General features: G+C 62.5%; 17 protein-coding genes. 7 read left to right on the top strand and 10 right to left on the bottom strand.

Going from position 1 to position 17,349, the window contains the following annotated elements:
* Nucleotides 1–13: 13 nt before the first annotated feature.
* Together ligD and M727_RS0119515 are read right to left on the bottom strand one after the other, a co-directional pair.
* Nucleotides 14–2,563 (bottom strand): DNA ligase D, encoded by a 2,550-nt coding sequence (gene ligD / locus M727_RS0119520; RefSeq protein ID WP_027154080.1) that lies wholly within the window; start codon nt 2,561–2,563, stop codon nt 14–16.
* Between the two features lie 3 nt (nt 2,564–2,566).
* Nucleotides 2,567–3,436 (bottom strand): Ku protein, encoded by an 870-nt coding sequence (locus tag M727_RS0119515; RefSeq protein ID WP_027154079.1) that lies wholly within the window; start codon nt 3,434–3,436, stop codon nt 2,567–2,569.
* A gap of 174 nt (nt 3,437–3,610) precedes the next feature.
* Between M727_RS0119515 and M727_RS0119510 the strand changes: the two genes are divergently transcribed.
* Nucleotides 3,611–3,838, top strand: coding sequence for a lipoprotein (locus M727_RS0119510; RefSeq protein WP_245268702.1), 228 nt, complete (start codon nt 3,611–3,613; stop codon nt 3,836–3,838).
* A 6-nt stretch (nt 3,839–3,844) separates the two neighbouring features.
* Here the strand turns inward: M727_RS0119510 and M727_RS36830 are convergent, their stop codons facing one another.
* Complete coding sequence (locus M727_RS36830) at nt 3,845–4,093, bottom strand: KTSC domain-containing protein (protein ID WP_051505654.1); 249 nt, start codon at nt 4,091–4,093, stop codon at nt 3,845–3,847.
* 123 nt (nt 4,094–4,216) lie between these two features.
* On the opposite strand from M727_RS36830, the gene M727_RS0119505 reads away from it, so the two are divergent.
* From M727_RS0119505 to M727_RS0119495, 3 genes are all read left to right on the top strand, one after another.
* Nucleotides 4,217–4,864 carry an alpha-ketoglutarate-dependent dioxygenase AlkB gene (locus tag M727_RS0119505; RefSeq protein ID WP_036262735.1) on the top strand — a complete coding sequence of 216 codons (648 nt, stop codon included), beginning with the start codon at nt 4,217–4,219 and terminating at the stop codon, nt 4,862–4,864.
* Complete coding sequence (locus M727_RS0119500) at nt 4,861–5,298, top strand: GFA family protein (RefSeq protein ID WP_027154076.1); 438 nt, start codon at nt 4,861–4,863, stop codon at nt 5,296–5,298. Before M727_RS0119505 ends, M727_RS0119500 begins: the two co-directional genes overlap by 4 nt.
* Before the next feature lie 150 nt (nt 5,299–5,448).
* Entirely contained in the window at nt 5,449–6,723 is a 1,275-nt protein-coding gene (locus M727_RS0119495; protein WP_027154075.1) for a DUF763 domain-containing protein, read from the top strand.
* 42 nt (nt 6,724–6,765) lie between these two features.
* Here the strand turns inward: M727_RS0119495 and M727_RS0119490 are convergent, their stop codons facing one another.
* On the bottom strand, nt 6,766–7,209 hold the full coding sequence (locus M727_RS0119490; RefSeq protein ID WP_023801352.1) for a PPC domain-containing DNA-binding protein: 444 nt from the start codon (nt 7,207–7,209) through the stop codon (nt 6,766–6,768).
* 201 nt (nt 7,210–7,410) lie between these two features.
* Between M727_RS0119490 and M727_RS0119480 the strand changes: the two genes are divergently transcribed.
* Nucleotides 7,411–8,253 carry a TIGR02587 family membrane protein gene (locus M727_RS0119480; RefSeq protein WP_023801354.1) on the top strand — a complete coding sequence of 281 codons (843 nt, stop codon included), beginning with the start codon at nt 7,411–7,413 and terminating at the stop codon, nt 8,251–8,253.
* Nucleotides 8,250–8,696: a TIGR02588 family protein gene (locus M727_RS0119475; RefSeq protein WP_027154074.1), complete on the top strand. Its 447-nt coding sequence runs from the start codon at nt 8,250–8,252 to the stop codon at nt 8,694–8,696. Before M727_RS0119480 ends, M727_RS0119475 begins: the two co-directional genes overlap by 4 nt.
* 162 nt (nt 8,697–8,858) lie before the next feature.
* On the opposite strand, the gene M727_RS0119470 is transcribed toward M727_RS0119475, so the two are convergent.
* Both M727_RS0119470 and M727_RS0119465 read right to left on the bottom strand, forming a co-directional pair.
* Nucleotides 8,859–10,571 (bottom strand): HAD-IIB family hydrolase, encoded by a 1,713-nt coding sequence (locus M727_RS0119470; RefSeq protein WP_027154073.1) that lies wholly within the window; start codon nt 10,569–10,571, stop codon nt 8,859–8,861.
* 88 nt (nt 10,572–10,659) lie between these two features.
* Nucleotides 10,660–11,631, bottom strand: coding sequence for an SDR family oxidoreductase (locus tag M727_RS0119465; RefSeq protein WP_027154072.1), 972 nt, complete (start codon nt 11,629–11,631; stop codon nt 10,660–10,662).
* A gap of 279 nt (nt 11,632–11,910) precedes the next feature.
* On the opposite strand from M727_RS0119465, the gene M727_RS0119460 reads away from it, so the two are divergent.
* On the top strand, nt 11,911–13,443 hold the full coding sequence (locus M727_RS0119460) for an FAD-dependent oxidoreductase (RefSeq protein WP_027154071.1): 1,533 nt from the start codon (nt 11,911–11,913) through the stop codon (nt 13,441–13,443).
* Nucleotides 13,444–13,482: 39 nt separating this feature from the next.
* Here M727_RS0119460 and M727_RS0119455 read toward each other — a convergent pair whose 3' ends face one another.
* The 4 genes from M727_RS0119455 to M727_RS0119440 all read right to left on the bottom strand — a co-directional run bounded on the left by M727_RS0119455 (nt 13,483) and on the right by M727_RS0119440 (nt 17,257).
* Entirely contained in the window at nt 13,483–14,253 is a 771-nt protein-coding gene (locus tag M727_RS0119455; protein ID WP_027154070.1) for a TIGR01458 family HAD-type hydrolase, read from the bottom strand.
* A gap of 97 nt (nt 14,254–14,350) precedes the next feature.
* Nucleotides 14,351–15,304 carry a dihydrodipicolinate synthase family protein gene (locus tag M727_RS0119450; protein ID WP_036262730.1) on the bottom strand — a complete coding sequence of 318 codons (954 nt, stop codon included), beginning with the start codon at nt 15,302–15,304 and terminating at the stop codon, nt 14,351–14,353.
* A complete protein-coding gene (locus M727_RS0119445) occupies nt 15,294–16,289 on the bottom strand; it encodes a Gfo/Idh/MocA family oxidoreductase (protein ID WP_027154068.1) in 996 nt (331 codons plus the stop codon). Before M727_RS0119445 ends, M727_RS0119450 begins: the two co-directional genes overlap by 11 nt.
* Complete coding sequence (locus M727_RS0119440; RefSeq protein ID WP_027154067.1) at nt 16,286–17,257, bottom strand: Gfo/Idh/MocA family oxidoreductase; 972 nt, start codon at nt 17,255–17,257, stop codon at nt 16,286–16,288. Before M727_RS0119440 ends, M727_RS0119445 begins: the two co-directional genes overlap by 4 nt.
* Nucleotides 17,258–17,349 lie beyond the last annotated feature (92 nt).

Raw genomic sequence — 17,349 nt, 5'->3', positions numbered from 1 at the left:
TCGCAGTGCCGTCTCAAGCCGCTTTCTTGCGCCGCTTTGCGCGGTCTTCGATTGGCGCTGCGGCCGCGTGGAAATCCTGCCAGGGATCCGACGACAGCGAGGCAAGCCGCGTTGGCGTGTTCTCGACGGTAAAATAGGCCGGTCCGATGCTGGGGCCGAGTTCGTCCCAGGCAAGCGGCATCGACACCGCTGCACCCGGTCGTGCTCTTGTCGAATAGGCTGCGACCGCGGTCGCACCACGCTGGTTGCGCAGATAATCGACAAGGATTTTCCCGCGTCGTTTCGATTTGGTGATGGTCGAGACGTAGCGGTTGGGACTGTCGGCGGCCATCGAGTCGGCAATCGCCTTGGTAAAGGCTTTTACTTCTGGCCATTCGGCTTTCGGCTTCAACGGCGCCACGACGTGCAGACCCTTGCCGCCGGAGGTCTTTATGAAGGGGACAAGCCCTGCATCCTTCAGCCGGTCGCGCGTCTCGACGGCGCCTTCGATCACTGCCTCCCAGCTCACGCCCTCGCCGGGGTCGAGATCCATGATGATCGTATCCGGACGCTCCCAATCGCTCACCGTCGAGCCCCAGGGGTGGATCTCCAGCGCCGCCGACTGGACCAGACCGATGAGCCCGTCGAGATCATTGATGCTGATCAGCCGCTCGTCGGGCGGATCCTTGGGGTCGTGGACCAGCACGATGTTGGGGTTCAGCCCCTTCCAGGCATGCTTCTGGAAGAATTGCTCGCCCGAAATCCCGTTGGGACATCGCACCAGCGCCAGCGCTCGGCCGACGATGTAGGGCGACGCATAGCGCCAGACCTCGGCATAATAGTCGGCGAGACCTTCCTTGGTCACGCCCTCGTCCGGCCAGTAAAGGCGGTCGGGATGAGTAAGCTTGACGGTCCGGCGCTGAGGTTGGGGCGCTGCCTTGCTCGTCTTCGGCGTCTCGCGCACGATCTCCTTCGCCGGCTTGTCTTCGCGCAATCCGCGGAACGAGGCGTGGCGCAGATTGCCGTCGGCGGTCCACGCCCGGAACTCGACTTCGGCGACGAGATCCGGCCTGACATAGCGGACTTGCCGAGCCTCCTCGGCGCTCAGACGCTCGTCGAACGGGCTCGACGGAACGCGCATCCGCTCGAGCTTCTTGAACAGGCTCTCGGCGACCGCCGCTGTGTAGCCGGTGCCGACGCGCCCGACATGATGAAGCTTGCCGTGGTCATAGACACCCAGGACAAGCGAACCGATCGCCTTGCGCGAGGTTGTCGAGGGGATAAAGCCGGCCACGACAAATTCCTGCCGCGCCGAACATTTCGACTTCACCCAGTTCTTGCTGCGGCCGGCGCGGTAGGGCGCATCGCGAAGCTTGGAGACGATGCCTTCCAGGCTCAGCCGACAGGCATGTCGCAGCACCAGGACGCCGTCCTCCTCAAAATGGCCGCTGTAGCTGATGATGCCGCTGTTACTCCCGATGATTTTTTCCAGCAATTCCTTGCGCTTGATTAACGCAACGTCGCGCAGATCGTAGCCGTCGAGATGAAGCAGGTCGAAAACGTAGAAGTGAAAGCGATCACTGCGGCCCTCGCTGAGATCGGCTTGCAGCGCGGAAAAATCCGATGCGCCGGCTGACGTCTCGACCACGAGTTCACCGTCGATCAGTGCCGTCCCGACAGGGATATCGGCCAGCGCCGAAACGACCGCCTTGCCGAATTTCTTCGTCCAGTCGAGACCGCTCCGCGTCAACAGTTTGACGCGGCCGGCTTCGATCCTGGCCTGTAGCCGGTAGCCGTCGAATTTGATCTCGTGCAGCCAGCGCTCGCCCGACGGCGCTGACGAGACCAGGGTCGCCAGCGTCGGCTCGACGAAATCGGGAAGCGCCGCCTTCTTGGCGCCCTTTATCTTTGACGGTTCGGGAACGCTGACAGTGGCGGGGGCCTCTTCCGCTGGAGCTGGCCTGGTGCTGCCGCCGCGGCGCCTGCGAATGCGGCCTGTCTTGGACGACCAGCCGGGCTCTTCGCCGGCGACGTCGTCGATCTTGCGGCCGGTCGCGACGGATTCCGGCCGCTCGTCCAGAATGTCGGGATCACGTTCGGTGCGCGCGGCGTCGTCGTCGCCTTTGATCAGCAGCCAGTTCTCGCGCTTCTCCCGGGGCTTTCCGGCCATCCGCACAAGATGCCAGCGGCCGCCAAGCTTCTCGCCGTGAAGTTCGAAATCGAGATGGCCTTTCGCATAGCCGCGATGCGCGTCGCCGATCGGCGTCCAGGTGCCTCTGTCCCAAAGGAGGACGGTGCCGCCGCCATACTCGCCCTTCGGGATTGTGCCTTCGAAGTTGCCATATTCCAGAGGATGGTCCTCGACGTGGACGGCAAGACGCTTCTCGCCGGGGATCAGGCTCGGCCCTTTTGTGACGGCCCAGCTCTTCAGGACGCCGTCCATTTCGAGACGAAAATCATAATGGAGCCGGGTGGCATCGTGCTTCTGTATGACGAAGCTGTTGCCGGTCCTCGGCGCCCTGCGGCCCTGCGGCTCCGGGGTAACGGAAAAATTGCGCTTCTTGCGGTAGGTCTCGAGCGCCATCGGTCAGCCGGCCTTCCGACGCGGCGCTGTCTGCTTCGCCTTGGCATGGCGCGCTGGCTTTGACTTTGCCGCGGGCTTTCTTGTCGAGGGCTGCTTGGTGCCAACGCCGGCACTCTGGCGCAGCGCATCCATGAGATCGACGACCTTCTCCCGCCTGGCCGGCTTCGGAACGGCGATCTTCTTGCCTTCGAGCTTTGCCTTCACAAGCTCGGCGAGCGCCGCCTCATAACGGTCGTCGAATTTGGTCGGATCGAATTTGCCTTTCTTGGTCTTGATAATGTGCTCGGCCAGTTCGAGCATCTCGCCCTCGATCTTCAAGTCGGGGATGCTGTCGAAAGCCTCCTCCGCCGAGCGCACCTCGTAGTCGAAATTCAGCGTCGTTGCGACCAGGCCTTCGTCATAGGCGCGGACGAGCAGGGTCCGGACGCGCCGAAACAGGACGGTCTGGGCGATGGCGGCGACCTTCTTCCTGCGCATGCCTTCGCGGATCAGCCCAAACGCTTCCTCCGCGTGTTTGTCAGACGGGGCCAGGTAATAAGGCTTGTCGAAATACACATCGTCGACATCGGCACAGCCGATGAAGACCGAGACCGACAGCGTCTTGTCGCTCTCGGGGACAGCGGCTGCGACCTCATCGGGTTCGAGCACGACGTACTCACCCGAGCCGATCTCAAAGCCCTTGACCTGGTCGTCCTTCTCGACCGGCTTGCCGCTATCGCTGTCTACGAAGGCGCGATGCACCCTATGGCCGGTGGCGCGGTTTATCGTGTGGAAAGCGATCCGCTCTGAGGTTGAGGCAGCCGTGTAGAGCGCCACCGGGGAGCTGAGTTCTCCGATTTTCAGAAAACCCTTCCAATTTGCTCTCGGCGCCAAGACGACCTCACTGTCACAAGCATTGCACAGGAAATGCAACGTGGCGGCGCCGAGATTTGTTCCTTTGGCGCCTGCTCGGCGATGATCAGAAGGGTCCTGGGCCAGCAGACAAGCCATTCCGCTGCAACCAAATTCACCACCCGTCGTTGTCGAGCAGCAAGGGAGCGGTTGGCCATGACGGGATTATCCATGAGGAGACTGTCGTTTTTGTCGGCGCTGGTGGCGACTCTGGCTCTGGCGGGTTGCAGCAACGAGGCCGAGCCGACACAGGGCAGCACCAGCAGCACTGAGCCGACCCAGAGCAACACCAACACCGTCGATCAAAATCCCGAAGTCGACAAGGACCCGACCCCGAAGACGACCACGGGCGGCGATCAACCCGGAACGCCGCCGGCGCAATGACGGGAATTATCGAGGTTCTCTGCCGATCGGCCCGGACCTGTCAAAATCGCTGTGCAGAGGGACCAGATGGTAGCTGTACCGGTCTCGAATGAACGTGTTGAAAAACCGGCCTTTTGCCGAGGCCTTGCGGAATGCAGCGTAGGTCTGGGGCGGCACGTCGTCGAAATCGTAGCGATTTCCGCTTGGGACAAACCATACGGAGAGGGTCCTCGTCGCCGGATCGTAATTGATGCTTTGGATAACAGTTGAAGGCATTTCTAACCCTCGATGCGTCCGGACAATAACCCGTCCCGGCAAGCCAGGTTCCGCCTCGTGCCACTTATGGAGGCGATGATCCGGCCCCTTGCCGCCTTGGGCTGGCTTCACCAATTAGGGTTGATGCCATCGCTCAAAACCAGGCAGCCGCAATTCGCTGGGCAAGGCGACCTGTTTCGTGCGCCCGACTTTCACGCACGTGACGACCTGCCGGAAGGATTTCGCTACCAGCCGGAGCTGATCACAGCGGCGGAAGAGGCCGAACTGGTGCGGCAGCTCGAAAGTCTCGCCTTCCAGCCTTTCGACTTTCATGGCCATCTCGCAAACCGGCGCGTCGCCGGTTTTGGCCTGCGCTACGATTTTGACCAACGCAAGGTGGTCGAGGCGCCGCCGATCCCTGCTTTTCTGATGCCGCTCAGGGACAAGGTGGCGGCATTTGCGCGGCTGCCCGCCGATGCTTTCGTGCACGTCTTGATCAACGAGTATCGGCCCGGCGCGGGTATCGGCTGGCATCGCGACAAGCCGCAGTTCGATGCCGTGGCCGGCGTTTCTCTTCTTGCGCCATGCAGCTTTCGGCTCCGCCGGAAGAACGGCACGAGATGGGCTCGCGTGACCGTCACCCTCGAGCCAAGGTCGGCTTACCTGATGACGGGCCTGGCGCGCACCGAATGGGAGCACAGCATCCCGCCGGTTTCCGCGCACCGCTATTCGATCACCCTGCGGACCCTGTACCCGCAACGGTCGCCTCGATCAGAAGCGATAGTTCGATGACCAGAATCGAGACCGGCTCCTGTTTTTGCGGTTCGATAAGTGCTGAGATGCATGGTGACCCGTTCTGGATTTGCTCCGATCACGATGACGATTGTCGCAAGGCGATAGGCAGCCCACTGACCGTCTGGGTCGGCTATCGGCCGGCCCAATTCAGATTGCTCACCGGCGCGCCAAAAAAATTCTCAAGGACCCGAGGCGTGCTCCGCACCTTCTGCGCCGATTGCGGGACATCCATAGCCTACTTCGACCAGGGGCTTCCCGAGGAACTTTATCTGACGATCGGCTTCTTCGACCACCCCGAGCGCTTTGCGCCGCAGGCTCACGCCTATTGGGACATGAAGCTGCCGTGGGTGGAATTTGGCGACGAGCTGCCGCGTGTGGGAAGATATTCAAGGCGGCGCGATCCGGCGGTCGGAAATCCGGCCGACCGGTAACCGGCAAGGCCGCCGATGGTACCCGAATGGCCCAGCTGAATTGAATTGCGATCGGTTTGTAATCCAAGCGAACTGGCATCATCGCTTCTTCACACTGCTTTCGATACTATCTGTTGAACGCAAGGCATAGGTCGAAACAGGCAGAAAAATTTGGCACAACGATCGGGAAGCGCAGACCTCCCACTTCATGGCGGACGCGTGCCGAAATGGCTCGGCGACCGTATGACGCGCCTCGGAGCCGTCATGTGCGAGGCGATCATTCACCATTACGGTCGCGAGGAGCTGCTGCGCCGGCTGGCGCATCCCTTCTGGTTCCAGTCGTTTGGCGCCGTCATGGGAATGGACTGGCATTCCTCCGGTATCACGACCAGCGTCATCGGTGCCCTGAAACGTGGTTTGGCTCCGCTCTCCGGCGAACTCGGTATTCACGTGTGCGGCGGCCGCGGCGCGCATTCACGCAAGACCCCGCACGAGCTTGCCGCCATCGGCGAACGCGTCGGCTTCGATGGAGCAGGCCTGGCAACCGCCAGCCGGCTTGTCGCCAAGGTTGACAGCGCCGCCGTCCAGGACGGCTTCGACCTTTATCTGCATGGCTTTATCGTCACCGATGACGGCGACTGGGTCGTGGTGCAGCAGGGCATGAACGGCGACAGCAAGGTGGCGCGCCGCTATCACTGGCTGTCCGAAGGCCTGAAGAGTTTCGTCGACCAGCCGCATGCCGCCATCGAAGGCGCCAACCAGGGCGAGATCGTCAACCTGACCGACCGCCGCGCCGATGCCTCGCGCAAGGGCCAGTTGGATCTCCTGCAGGTTCTCGGACCGGATCGCATTCTGAGGGAGTTCGCCGCGCTCGAACGTGATGTGGCTGTCGCACCGGAGCCCGATCAGCCAATGCTGCCGCATCTGGTCATGCCGGCGCACCACAACGTTCGCGAAAGCGATGTCGTCATGCGTCGTCTTCATGGCAACATGGCGGCGGCTGCCGAGCGTGGCCCCGCCGATTTCTCCGAGCTTCTCCTGGTGCCCGGCGTCGGTGCGCGCACGGTGCGGGCGCTGGCGCTGGTCGCCGAGGTCTTGCATGGCGCGCCATGCCGGTTTTCCGATCCCGGGCGCTTCTCGCTGGCACATGGCGGCAAGGACAGGCATCCATTCCCCGTGCCGCTGAAGGTCTATGACGAGACGATCGGCGTGCTGAAGTCGGCCGTCCACAAGGCCAGGCTCGGTCGCGACGAAGAACTCGGCGCCTTGAAGCGGCTCGACGAGCAGTCGCGGCAGGTCGAACGCTATGTCACCGGCCCCAGTCTGAAGGAAATCGTTGCCGGAGAGTTCGATCAGTCGCATCTGCTCGGCGGCCGCAGCGTGTTCGGCTGGGAGACCGCACCCGAGGCGCCCGCGGATGCTAAACAAATCAAACAAAAGGGATGATCGGACCGGAACGCAGTTCAGCGGACCTGGCCTGATCCGTGTTCAGGCATCCAGATCAATCAAGGCGATGCCGAGTTCCGGACGTTTTCTGCGGCGCAGATGACCAGGCGTTTCCACCAAAGTGACTTCGAGTGTAGGCCGAACAATGCCATCGAGCAGATGTCCGCCCTTCGTGCTGCCGTCGCGCAATCCGAGCACCGCATGGACGTGAAGGCTGGGCTTGCCGTCGTCGCCGATCGCAACGTCGCCGATCGCGCTGAGCACCTCGCACTGTTCCAGCACCGGGATTTTCCGATAAGTTTTTTCCTCGATGTCGAACCAGCCGACAGTCGCCTTTTCGAAGGCGCCGAGCGCGGTCAGCGAGGCGCCGCCAATATCGTTATCGACAGCGAAAGATGTGAGCGCCGCGAACGCTTCCTCGCCGGGATCAAGCACCACAACGAACGTCCTTTGTCCGGCGCTTTCGGCGACGAGCTGCGATTTCATGATTTCACTCCAGACGCTGTGTCGGCTTTGGGTTGTCATTTCGATCGAGAGGTTGAACGGAAAGCTGGCTCGCGAGTTCCCAACAGGTTTGGCTTGGCTTTGAACATCGCAGCGCCGTTCGGCTGTGGCGAAGATGCAGCGGTCCGGAACAAGATTGTCCAGGAAACATTGTTCCCCGCAGGCTATCTCTGAGGAGCGGACGTGGCGCCAACCGAGATCATCGTCAGGCATGCGCTAACGCCGCGTGAGTTCTGGATTGGTCTTGGCCGTGCCTTTGCCGGAGCGTTGATCTTCGCCGCCCCGGTGTTGATGACCATGGAGGCCTGGGCGCTGGGCTTTCACCTTCACCCACTGCGGCTCGCCCTGTTCCTCGCTGTCACTTTGCCAATGCTGGTGCTGCTGCACAAGTACGGAGGCTTTCGCCACACGGTGGCGCTGCGCGACCGCATCGCCGATGCTTTTGTGGCGATACTTGTGGCCGCTGTGGCGGCTACGGCGGTGTTGTTTATTTTCGGCATCGTGACCGCCGAAATGCCGCTACGGGAGGTGATTGGCAAAATTGCGGTGCAAATTGTCCCGGGCAGTCTCGGGGCATCCTTGGCACGCGCTCAGCTCGGCCCGAGTTTGTTGGAGGAGGAGGACATTCCCGAGCCCGGCTACACCGGAGAGCTGTTCCTGATGGTGGTCGGAGCGCTATTTCTATCGGTGAACATCGCACCGACGGAAGAGGTCGTCCTCATCGCCTACAAGATGGAGCCCTGGCAGGAAATCGCCCTGGTGGTGGTCACCCTCGCTCTCATGCACGCCTTCGTCTATGAGTTCGAATTCCGCGGCTCGCACAGTCCCGAGCCAGGCGCTGGATTCGTCAGCATCTTCTTTCGCTATGCGATCGTCGGCTATGTCCTGGTGATGCTTGTGAACCTCTACATCTTGTGGACCTTCGGCAGGACCGATGGCGCCGGCTTTTCGGAGACACTCAGTGCAGTCGTGGTTCTGTCGTTTCCTGGCGCGCTCGGGGCGGCGGTTGCGAGGCTCATTCTGTGACAAGGAACCCCGCAAAAGGCGACAAGCAACAGAAGCAGCAGTCCGACAACAAAGCAAAGACACGCAAACCCGGGACTTCGGTCACGGAGTGGGTCGTGGCGGGCATAAGCTCCGTAGTCCTGGTTGCCGTGCTCGGTTATCTTGTCGTCGATGGCGTGAGCACGCGCGATGGGACCGCCCGGATCGTTGTGGTGCCGCTCGCGGTCGCGGTCACCGAGGGGGGCTACGTGGTCGAGTTCGCCGCTGCAAACAGGGCGGGGAAATCAGTTGCTGCTGTCGAGATCAAAGGTGAGCTCCGCAACGGCGATGAGGTCGTCGAGGATAGCAGCGCTACGCTCGACTATGTCCCACAGAATTCCCAACGGAAGGGCGCGTTGATCTTTCGTCGCGATCCCGAGGCCTATGACCTGCGCCTCTTTGCCATTGGATATAGTGAACCCTGACCAGTCAAAACGCCATGGATGAAAGGGAACTCGGCGTGGATGACGCGGTCAACCGACCACTGCTTCGCCCTGCTGTAAAAGCGACATGGCTGCAGAGAACCAACACGGCCGGTGCCTCCGAGAATGATGTGCGTGGGCGATCCTTTCGCACCCTATTCCTCTCTATTCCTCCGGGGCGGTGGCAGGAGCCGTATAACGGCGACGCACCGCATCCAGAACGTGCTTGCGGCTTTCCTGCGCCGAGAGCATTTCGTCCTTTTCCGCCTCGGCGGTCTCGCGCGCCAGATCCTTGTCCCTGATCTGTCGGCGAAACCATTCGGAATAGTCGCCGGCGCGCAGGTGATGCTCCCAGGTTCTGTCGTCGATGCCCTCGGCAATCTGAGCGAAGATCATCAGGTTGTGGGCCCGGAGGTTCATCGCGTTGTCGGGACCTCTGAAATAGAAGCTGCCGGCCTCGTCGAGTTGACCTTCTGCATATTTGCGGCTGTGACGCTTGAGCGACTGGCGCGGCTCGATCGCTTTGACCATGGCAATTTTCTTGCGGGCTTGCGGCCGCCAGAACAGCACACGCTCGCCTTTTGGCGAGGGAATATCCTTTGGCGGCTTGGTGTCCGTCTCCTGACAAAAGGCCTTGATGACATTCTTGGCCTTGGGACCGAGCGCAATGACGGCAGTGACCAGACGCAGGGCGTCGGTCGAGATCGCTTCCGGATGAACGGTGATCAGGACAGTGCCCGGCAATTCCAACGACAGGATGGCGCGCGTGTCGTCGCGCCTCTTGGGCAGAAGATGATGCGCCTCGTCGATGACCAGCCAATGCGGCCTCGCCGTACGGTAGCGGAAATTGCCAAGACCGGGGAGCAGGTCGGCAAAGAAGCCTGGTCGCTCATTGACCCGCAACGCCAGCCCGTTGACGACCACATTGGTGTCGGGCTTTTCGATCAGGTCGAGCACTTGTGCCTTTGTCGGTTCGCTTGAGGCATCGCCTACCCGGACGGCGCCTTCGAGGCCATCATAGTCGCCTTCCGGATCGAAAACGCAGAATTGAAATCCGTTCTCGACGAAGCGTTCCGTCAGCGCGGTGGCCAAGGTGGATTTGCCGATGCCGGAGCTTCCGGCGATCAGAACCGTGTCGGTCGGCGTCAGATAGACTTCGTCGCCGCCGACCGAACCGAGAAGGATGCAGTCACGGCCTTTTCGGACAAATTCCCGATCACGCTTTACCAGTTTTTCGATCAGTTCCTCGACGCCCTTTCCACGTGCGCCGCGCGTTACAAGATCCGCTGTATCCTTGACCGCCGCAAGGGCGTTCTCGACAGCGACGCTGCAGCCGCAGGCCCGCAGGAACGCATGATCGTTTTCAGCATCGCCAATACCGACCACATTGTGTGGCGACAGCTTGAGGTCCTCAAGTGCGGCTGCCAGCCCGGCTGCCTTGTTGATGCCGGTGGGCAGCACCATCACCGCGCCCTTGTTGAAGATGATTTCCAGCTCCAGCCCGAGTTCCTTGATGACCTCAAGAACTGTTGCCTGGTGTGGTTCCCAGGTCGCGACGATCGACCGTCCGACTGAAAGCGGCTTGACGCCGCGTTTCTTCAAACTGGCGACAAATTTCGGCGCCGGCGCCGGTGAGATCGCACGTTCTTCCTCGCTGGCAGGCGTGTAGATCAACGCCCCATTTTCGGCGACGACCTTGTCGAACACGCCGAGTTCGGGAAAAACCCGCTTGAGGTCGGGCAGTTCGCGGCCAGTGACGAGGATGAGCTTGCGGCCACTTTTCTTGAACCGTTCGAGGGCTGCAAGCGTCTTTTCGACTACGATCCCATCGTGCGCCAGCGTGCCGTCATAGTCCGTCGCCAAGGCAATGAAATACATCTGTCGACCATTTCATATCTGAGATCGCCGCTACCTCCGCCACAGGCGAGAGGTCCACGATGATCGAGGCAGTGCGGGCGACACGTTCTCAGTAGCCGCCGATGATCGGCAATATCTCGCCGGTGATGTAGCTTGAACAATGCGGCGAGGCGAGGAACACATAGGCCGGCGCGATTTCCTCCGGTTGCGCCGGCCGTTTCATCGGCGTGTCTGCGCCAAATTTCGAGACGTCGCCGGCTTGCTTGTCCGACGGGTTGAGCGGGGTCCACACCGGGCCTGGCGCCACGCAGTTCACCCGAATTCCCTTTTCGATGAGGTTGCCGGACAGCGCGCGCGTGAAGGCATGAATGCCGCCCTTGGTCATCGAATAGTCGACCAGCTGCTTCGAGCCCTCGATGCCGGTTATGGAGCCGCTGTTGATGATCGCCGAACCAGGCTTCATATGCGGAAGGGCCTCCTGCGCCATGTGGAAATAGCCGTAGAGGTTGGTCTTCAGCGTCGTGTCGAAATGCTCCTCGGTCAGCTCACTGAAGTCGCTGGAATGGACCTGGAAAGCGGCGTTGTTGACCAGCACGTCGATCCGGCCAAATTCCTTCACCACCTTAGTCACAGCCTTGTGGCAGTGGTCGCGTTCGCTGACGTCGGCCTTGACCAGCGTGCAGCGCCGGCCCTCGGCTTCGACGGCCCTCTTGGTTTCTTCAGCATCCTTGTCCTCGCACAGATAGACGATCGCCACATCGGCGCCTTCGCGCGCATAGAGCACGGCCACGGCTCGGCCGATGCCGGAATCGCCGCCGGTGATGACGGCCACTTTGCCGTCCAGCTTTTTTGATCCGATATAGAATGGCGCGTCGTAAAGCGGCGCCGGCTCTATCGCCCATTCATGCCCTGGCTTCGGCTGGTGCTGCTCGGGAAAGGGCGGCTCGGGATATTTGCGTGCTCCGGCCTGCATGGCGCCTTGTTGCTTGCCGTTGCCCTTCGTTTTGTCCTTGGCGTCGATGCCGCGCTGGATGTGGCGTTGCTTGGCGGCCTCGCCGGCGATTTCCGATTTCATCTGCATGGCTGTCTCCTTGGCTTGGAGAACGAACAACGCATGTCCGGCGAAAAAGTTTACGCGACGGCGTCATTCCTTCGGCAACGAATCCAAACGCCAGGAAATCGACGGCGTGTACTGCGCAACTGGCAACGAATGACGCGGCCGGACGTTTGGGCACAAGCGGTGTCCGAGAACCTGAAGGCGCGCTGGCCAAGCAGAAGGTATTCCGAGGCTGGTGACCTGACGATTTCCCGCTTCTCGGCCGTACAGGCGATCTTCTGGATCGCGCCAAGGGAGAGGAAAATGGCTGAAGATCATGCCAAACCAACCGGGCCGGATCTGGTCGAGGGTATCGCGTTATCCGACCTTGCCGACGGCGGAAAGCTCCTCGGCCATTGCGGCGATGAGCCGGTGCTGCTGGTGCGCCGCGGGGCCGAGATCTTCGCCATCGGCGCGACATGCACACATTATGGCGGGCCGCTCGTCGACGGTCTTGTGGCGGAAGACACCGTCCGGTGTCCCTGGCATCACGCGTGTTTTGATTTGCGTACAGGCGAGGCCTTGCGCGCCCCTGCTTTCAGTCCACTCGCGTGCTGGTCGGTGGAACAACGCGATGATCGGATAGTCGTGGGCGAGAAACGCAAGCGGACGGTGTCCAAGCCGCGCCCTGGCGGCTCCAGCCAGGCTCCCGAAAAAATCGTCATTGTCGGTGGCGGCGCCGCCGGTTTCGCGGCGGCAGAAACACTGCGGCGCGAACATTATCAAGGCAGCATTGTCATGCTCAGCAACGACGAAGCGCCGCCGGTTGATCGGCCCAATCTTTCCAAGGACTACCTCGCCGGCAAAGCACCGGAGGATTGGATTCCGCTGCGCCGAGAAAGCTTCTATTCGAAGAACGGCATCGACCTGCGCCTCAATGCGGATGTCGCCAGCATCGATACGCGTTCTGGCGAGGTTGTGCTCGCGGACGGGGCCTGGACTGCCTACGACAGGCTACTCCTGGCGACCGGAGCCGAACCGGTTCGCCTGACCATACAAGGCGCCGACCAGCCACATGTTCACACGCTGCGCTCGTTCGCAGACTGCAAGGCGATCATCGAGCGAGCCACGACTGCGCGCCGCGCCGTCGTGCTTGGCGCCAGTTTCATTGGCCTGGAGGTTGCCGCGGCGCTACGGTCGCGCTCGATCGAAGTTCATGTCGTGGCGCCGGAAAAACGGCCCATGGAACGGATCATGGGTCCGCAAATGGCCGACTTCATCCGCGCCCTGCATGAGGAGAATGGTGTCGTATTCCATCTCGAGGACACTGCGAGCAGCATCGACGCCAGCGAGGTGAAACTCGGCGGTGGCGATACGTTGGCGGCGGATCTCGTCGTCGCCGGCATCGGCGTGCGACCGCGGACAGGGCTTGCCGAAACGGCGGGGCTCACCCTTGACCGCGGTGTCGTCGTAAACGCCTTTTTGGAGACGAGCGCACCAGGCATCTTCGCGGCCGGCGACATTGCGCGGTGGCCGGATCCTCACAGTGGCGAGAACATTCGGGTCGAGCATTGGGTGGTTGCCGAGCGGCAGGGGCAAACCGCGGCCCTCAACATGCTCGGCCATCGCCAGAAGTTCGTCGCCGTGCCGTTCTTCTGGAGCCAGCACTACGATGTTCCCATCAACTATGTCGGCCATGCCGTGCAATGGGACGAGATCGCGATCGATGGCGACATCGTTGCCAGGGATTGCCTGCTCCGCTTCAAGCGCGAAGGGCGCACGCTGGCTGTCGCTTCGATCTTCCGCGACATCGAAAGTCTGGGGGCCGAGGTGGAAATGGAGCGCCAGACGACCTAGCCCGGATATCTCGAGCGAAGCGCACGCTGTGCGGCCGGTTCAGTCCCGGCGCGCAAGGATCCAGTCGGTCGCCGCCGCGAGATCGGCGACGGTTGCGGTCGGGCGCGGATCAAACCGTTTCTCGTCGCCGTGCCGGTATTTTCCGGTCCTCACCAGCAATGCGCCCGACAGTCCGGCGCTTAGCGCGCCAGCTATGTCGGCCTCGGCGTCGTCGCCGACCATGATCGCCTGGTCTGGCGGACAGTCCATGCTTGCCAGCGCCGACAGAAAGAATTCCGACGACGGCTTGCCGAGAACGGTTGCGCGTTTCAGCGAGGCAAATTCCAATGCCGCGACGAATGGCCCCGCATCGAGGCTGAGCTCGCCGTCGGCATCCCGAAACGTCCGGTTGGTGGCAAGGGCCAGCAATTCGGCCCCGGCGCTCAGCTCGCGGAACGCGTCATTCAACGCCCCATAGGTGAAGGCGTCTCCGGCATCGCCGACGATGACGGCGCGCTTGTCGCGATCCGGCAGTTCGCAAAAGTCCGGCGCAAGACCGGGGTGAATCAGCAAATATGGCGCTCGGCCATTGCGAAGCAGCCAATCGCGTGCAGCGTGCGCCGGGGTGAAAACATCTGCCCTGGTAACGGTGAGTCCCATCGCCTGCAGACGTTCGAGAACGCTCTGTTTCGACGAGCGCGTGGTATTGCTTATGAAGCGTATGGCCAAGCCGGCCTGGCGCAAACGCGTGACGGCGTCGATCCCGCCTGGTATGGCGGTCTCGCCATCATAGATGACGCCTGCGAGGTCCAGCAGTACACCTCTTGTCATCGGTCCAGCATGACCACGAGTCTGTCAGGCGTCAATTCCGGAACAGGCCATGGTTGTTCCCCTTGGATCAGGGGGCAGGCACATGCGATAGCCGAGGTCACTGCCACCATTCGGGAAAGGTCATGCGTGCGGCCTCGGCCAGCGTCGCGATCGCCTCGTCGGGGACCGAGCTGTAAGGCCAGAGCAGTCGCGGGCCAAGCGGCGCCCAGCCGCCGGCCGCCGCCATCGCTTTGTCGAGCGCCGCATCGCTGACGTCATAGCGAGCGCGAAAGGGCAGTACGTGGGTGGCGAGAAAGGCCTGGATGCGCGTCTCGACCTCGGCAGCGGCCGCCACGTCGGTGCGGATCGTCTGCCACCACATTACCGCGCCCTTGGGGTTAAGACAGGCGACGTTGGAGTAGCTGCCATGCGCTCCCTGGGCAAATCCCGTCGCCAGCGTATGGCCGGGCACGAAGACCGAAAATCCCGGCAGTTCGCGGCGCATGTCGGCGTACCAACCGGCGTCGCCGCCCGGCAATTTGGCGCCGACCAGCGACGGCACCGCTGCACGCAGCCTGGCGATGCCTTCGAGCGTCAGGCGGCGCTTGGCATGCGGTGGATTGTAGAGCACCAGCGGCATGTCGGGCGCGGTCTCGCAAAGGCCGCCGACGAAGCGCATGACCTCGCCGTCGCTGGGCGGCCACCAGTCGGGCAAGGTGAATTGCACCGCGGCCGGACGAAGCGCCGACACCCGCATCAGCCGCTCGCGTGCGACGCGCGGATTGGACTGGCTGATGCCGATCTGGAAGGGCAGGCGCGCGCGGCCGGCAATCGCGGCCACCAAGGCGCAAAGCCGGTCGAACTCGGGCTCGGTCTGGCAGTGGAATTCGCAGGCCGTGCCATTGGAATAGATGCCGTCGACGCCTGATGCGCAGAGCCGGGCGATCGTTTCCTCCGTCGCTTCCCAGTCGATTGCCCCGCGATCGTCGATGGCCAGCATCACCGCGCCCCAGACGCCGCGCGGCGCGTCTGCGGGCAAGTGGCTCGGGTGATCGTCGAGCTCAGGGCGCATCGGCGATCTCGTGCTCGCGGCGCGTTTCGTTCGACGCAAAGGCGCCCTCGATAATGGCGATGATCTTGCGGCCATAGGCGCCGTCGACCGGCACCGGCTTGTCGTCGGCAATGGCATCGCGCATCGCGCTCCATTCGCGCACCAGCGCGGCATGCATCCAGTTCGGCTCGAACGAGCCGGGCAGGTCGGTCCAGGCCGTGTCGCGGCCAAGCATCGTGCCGCGGTCCATGTCGATGCGCAGCGTTGCCTGCTCGCAGACCAGCTCCATGACGTAGCCGGCCGCCCCATTGCGATAGCCGACGCTCTGCACCTGGCCGAGCCCGCCGCCGGCGAAGCGCAGTCCGAGCAGGGCGGTGTCGTCGGCTGCCTGATCATGGGACATGGCGCCAAGCATGGCGCTCACCGACACGACGTCGTCATCCATGAGCCAGACGAGGCGGTCGAGCGCATGGATGCCGGCCGTCAACAGCATGCCGCCGCCGGTGGCCTTGCGCAGATGCCAGTCGCGGCGATTGTGCTCCATCCACAGCTTGATGATCCAGCTCGATCCGACGAGCGGCCGGCCGAGCGTTCCTTGCTCAAGCATTTGCCTGGCCGCCATGCAAGGCAGCGCGAAATGCATGAGATGGGCGACCATCAGCTTGACGCCAGCAGCGGCCACGGCGGCGTTGATCGCATCGCAGGCCGCCGCCGTCGGCGCCATCGGTTTTTCCAGCATGACGTGCTTGCCGGCGTTCGCCGCGCCGATGGCCATTTCGGCATGGAGATGGTGAGGACTGGCGATGAGGACTGCCTCGACATCCTTGTCGTCGAGCAGCTTGCGCCAGTCGGTGTAGCCGCGACCACCATGTTCGCTGGTGAAGGCGGCCAGGGCATCGTTATTCCCGCGGCACGATGCGACGAGATGCAGGCCCTGCACCTGCTTGATTGCCCTTGCATGGGCGGCGCCGAAATCGCCCGCTCCGATAATGCCTATTCCAATCATCGTCCTGCCTTTTCATACGCGGCGTCGATCAGCGACATCGCCGCAACATAGTCATCGACCGAAGTCGCCGGCGGCGCTTTTCGAGCCAGCCGGTCGAGCGTGTCGCTCATGCACAGGCGGTAGCGCGTCGCCGGCAATTCGATCGGCAATTCGATGATAGCGCCATTGTCGAGCGTCGCACAGAAGGCGCGCTCGCCATAGTCGATGAGGGTCGCATTCTCACTGACGATACGCCATTCGAAATCGCCGCCGGGGCGCATCGAAGCAAAAGTGTATCCGGCCTCGACGACGAACAACGCTCCGGCAGCGTCTTCCAGCACAAGCAGCGCATGGTCCTCGACCGGGGCGCGGTGAATGCGGTTCTCGATCGAGACGGTTTTTAGCCTGAGCTCGCCGGTTGCCAGGCCGAGCGCGGCATTGACGCCGTGTATGCCGAGGTTCCTCAGTGCGCCGCCGCCACCGATCGCCGGATCCACCATCCAGGCGACGCCGTCGGCCGCATAGCGCTGCGGCGGGCCATTGACCAGCCGGAACTGGCAATGCGCGACCGCACCGGCGCGGCCTTGGCTGCGCAGCCGTTCAAAGGCAGTGGCGGCCGGCCCAAAGCGGTTGGGCAGGGGAACGCTGACAAAGGCCTGGTGCTGCCTCGCCAACTCGCTGAGCACAGCCAACGCTGCGGCGCTGCTCGCCGCCGGCTTTTCCAGGATCAGCGGTATGCCGGCTTCGATGACGGCGCGCGCCCGCGCCGGTATCGTCGAAGGGTGCCCCATCAGCAGGATCGCGTCCGGCGGGCTGGAGAGGATTTTCGCAAAGTCGGCGATGAACGGCAAATGCTGGCGCGTCGCGAAGGCGCGCGCATGCTGCGCGTCCTCATCCCAAATGCCGGCAATCTCGGCGCCGCAAAAACGTGCAGCGTCGAGATGCATTTCAGCGTGCCAATGGCTTGAGCCGGCCAAGACGATCTTCATTCAGGTGACGTATCCTCTTACTTGCAGGATATCCTACAAGTCGCTATACTACAAGCATCGACCGCTTTGCGACGCGCCATCGGCCGCAATTG

It is taken from the genome of Mesorhizobium sp. WSM2561, assembly GCF_000513915.1.
GTDB classification, from domain to species: Bacteria; Pseudomonadota; Alphaproteobacteria; order Rhizobiales; family Rhizobiaceae; genus Mesorhizobium; species Mesorhizobium muleiense.
The sequence above is the reverse complement of the archived record's forward strand: the minus strand, read 5'-3'. Positions and strand labels throughout refer to the sequence as shown.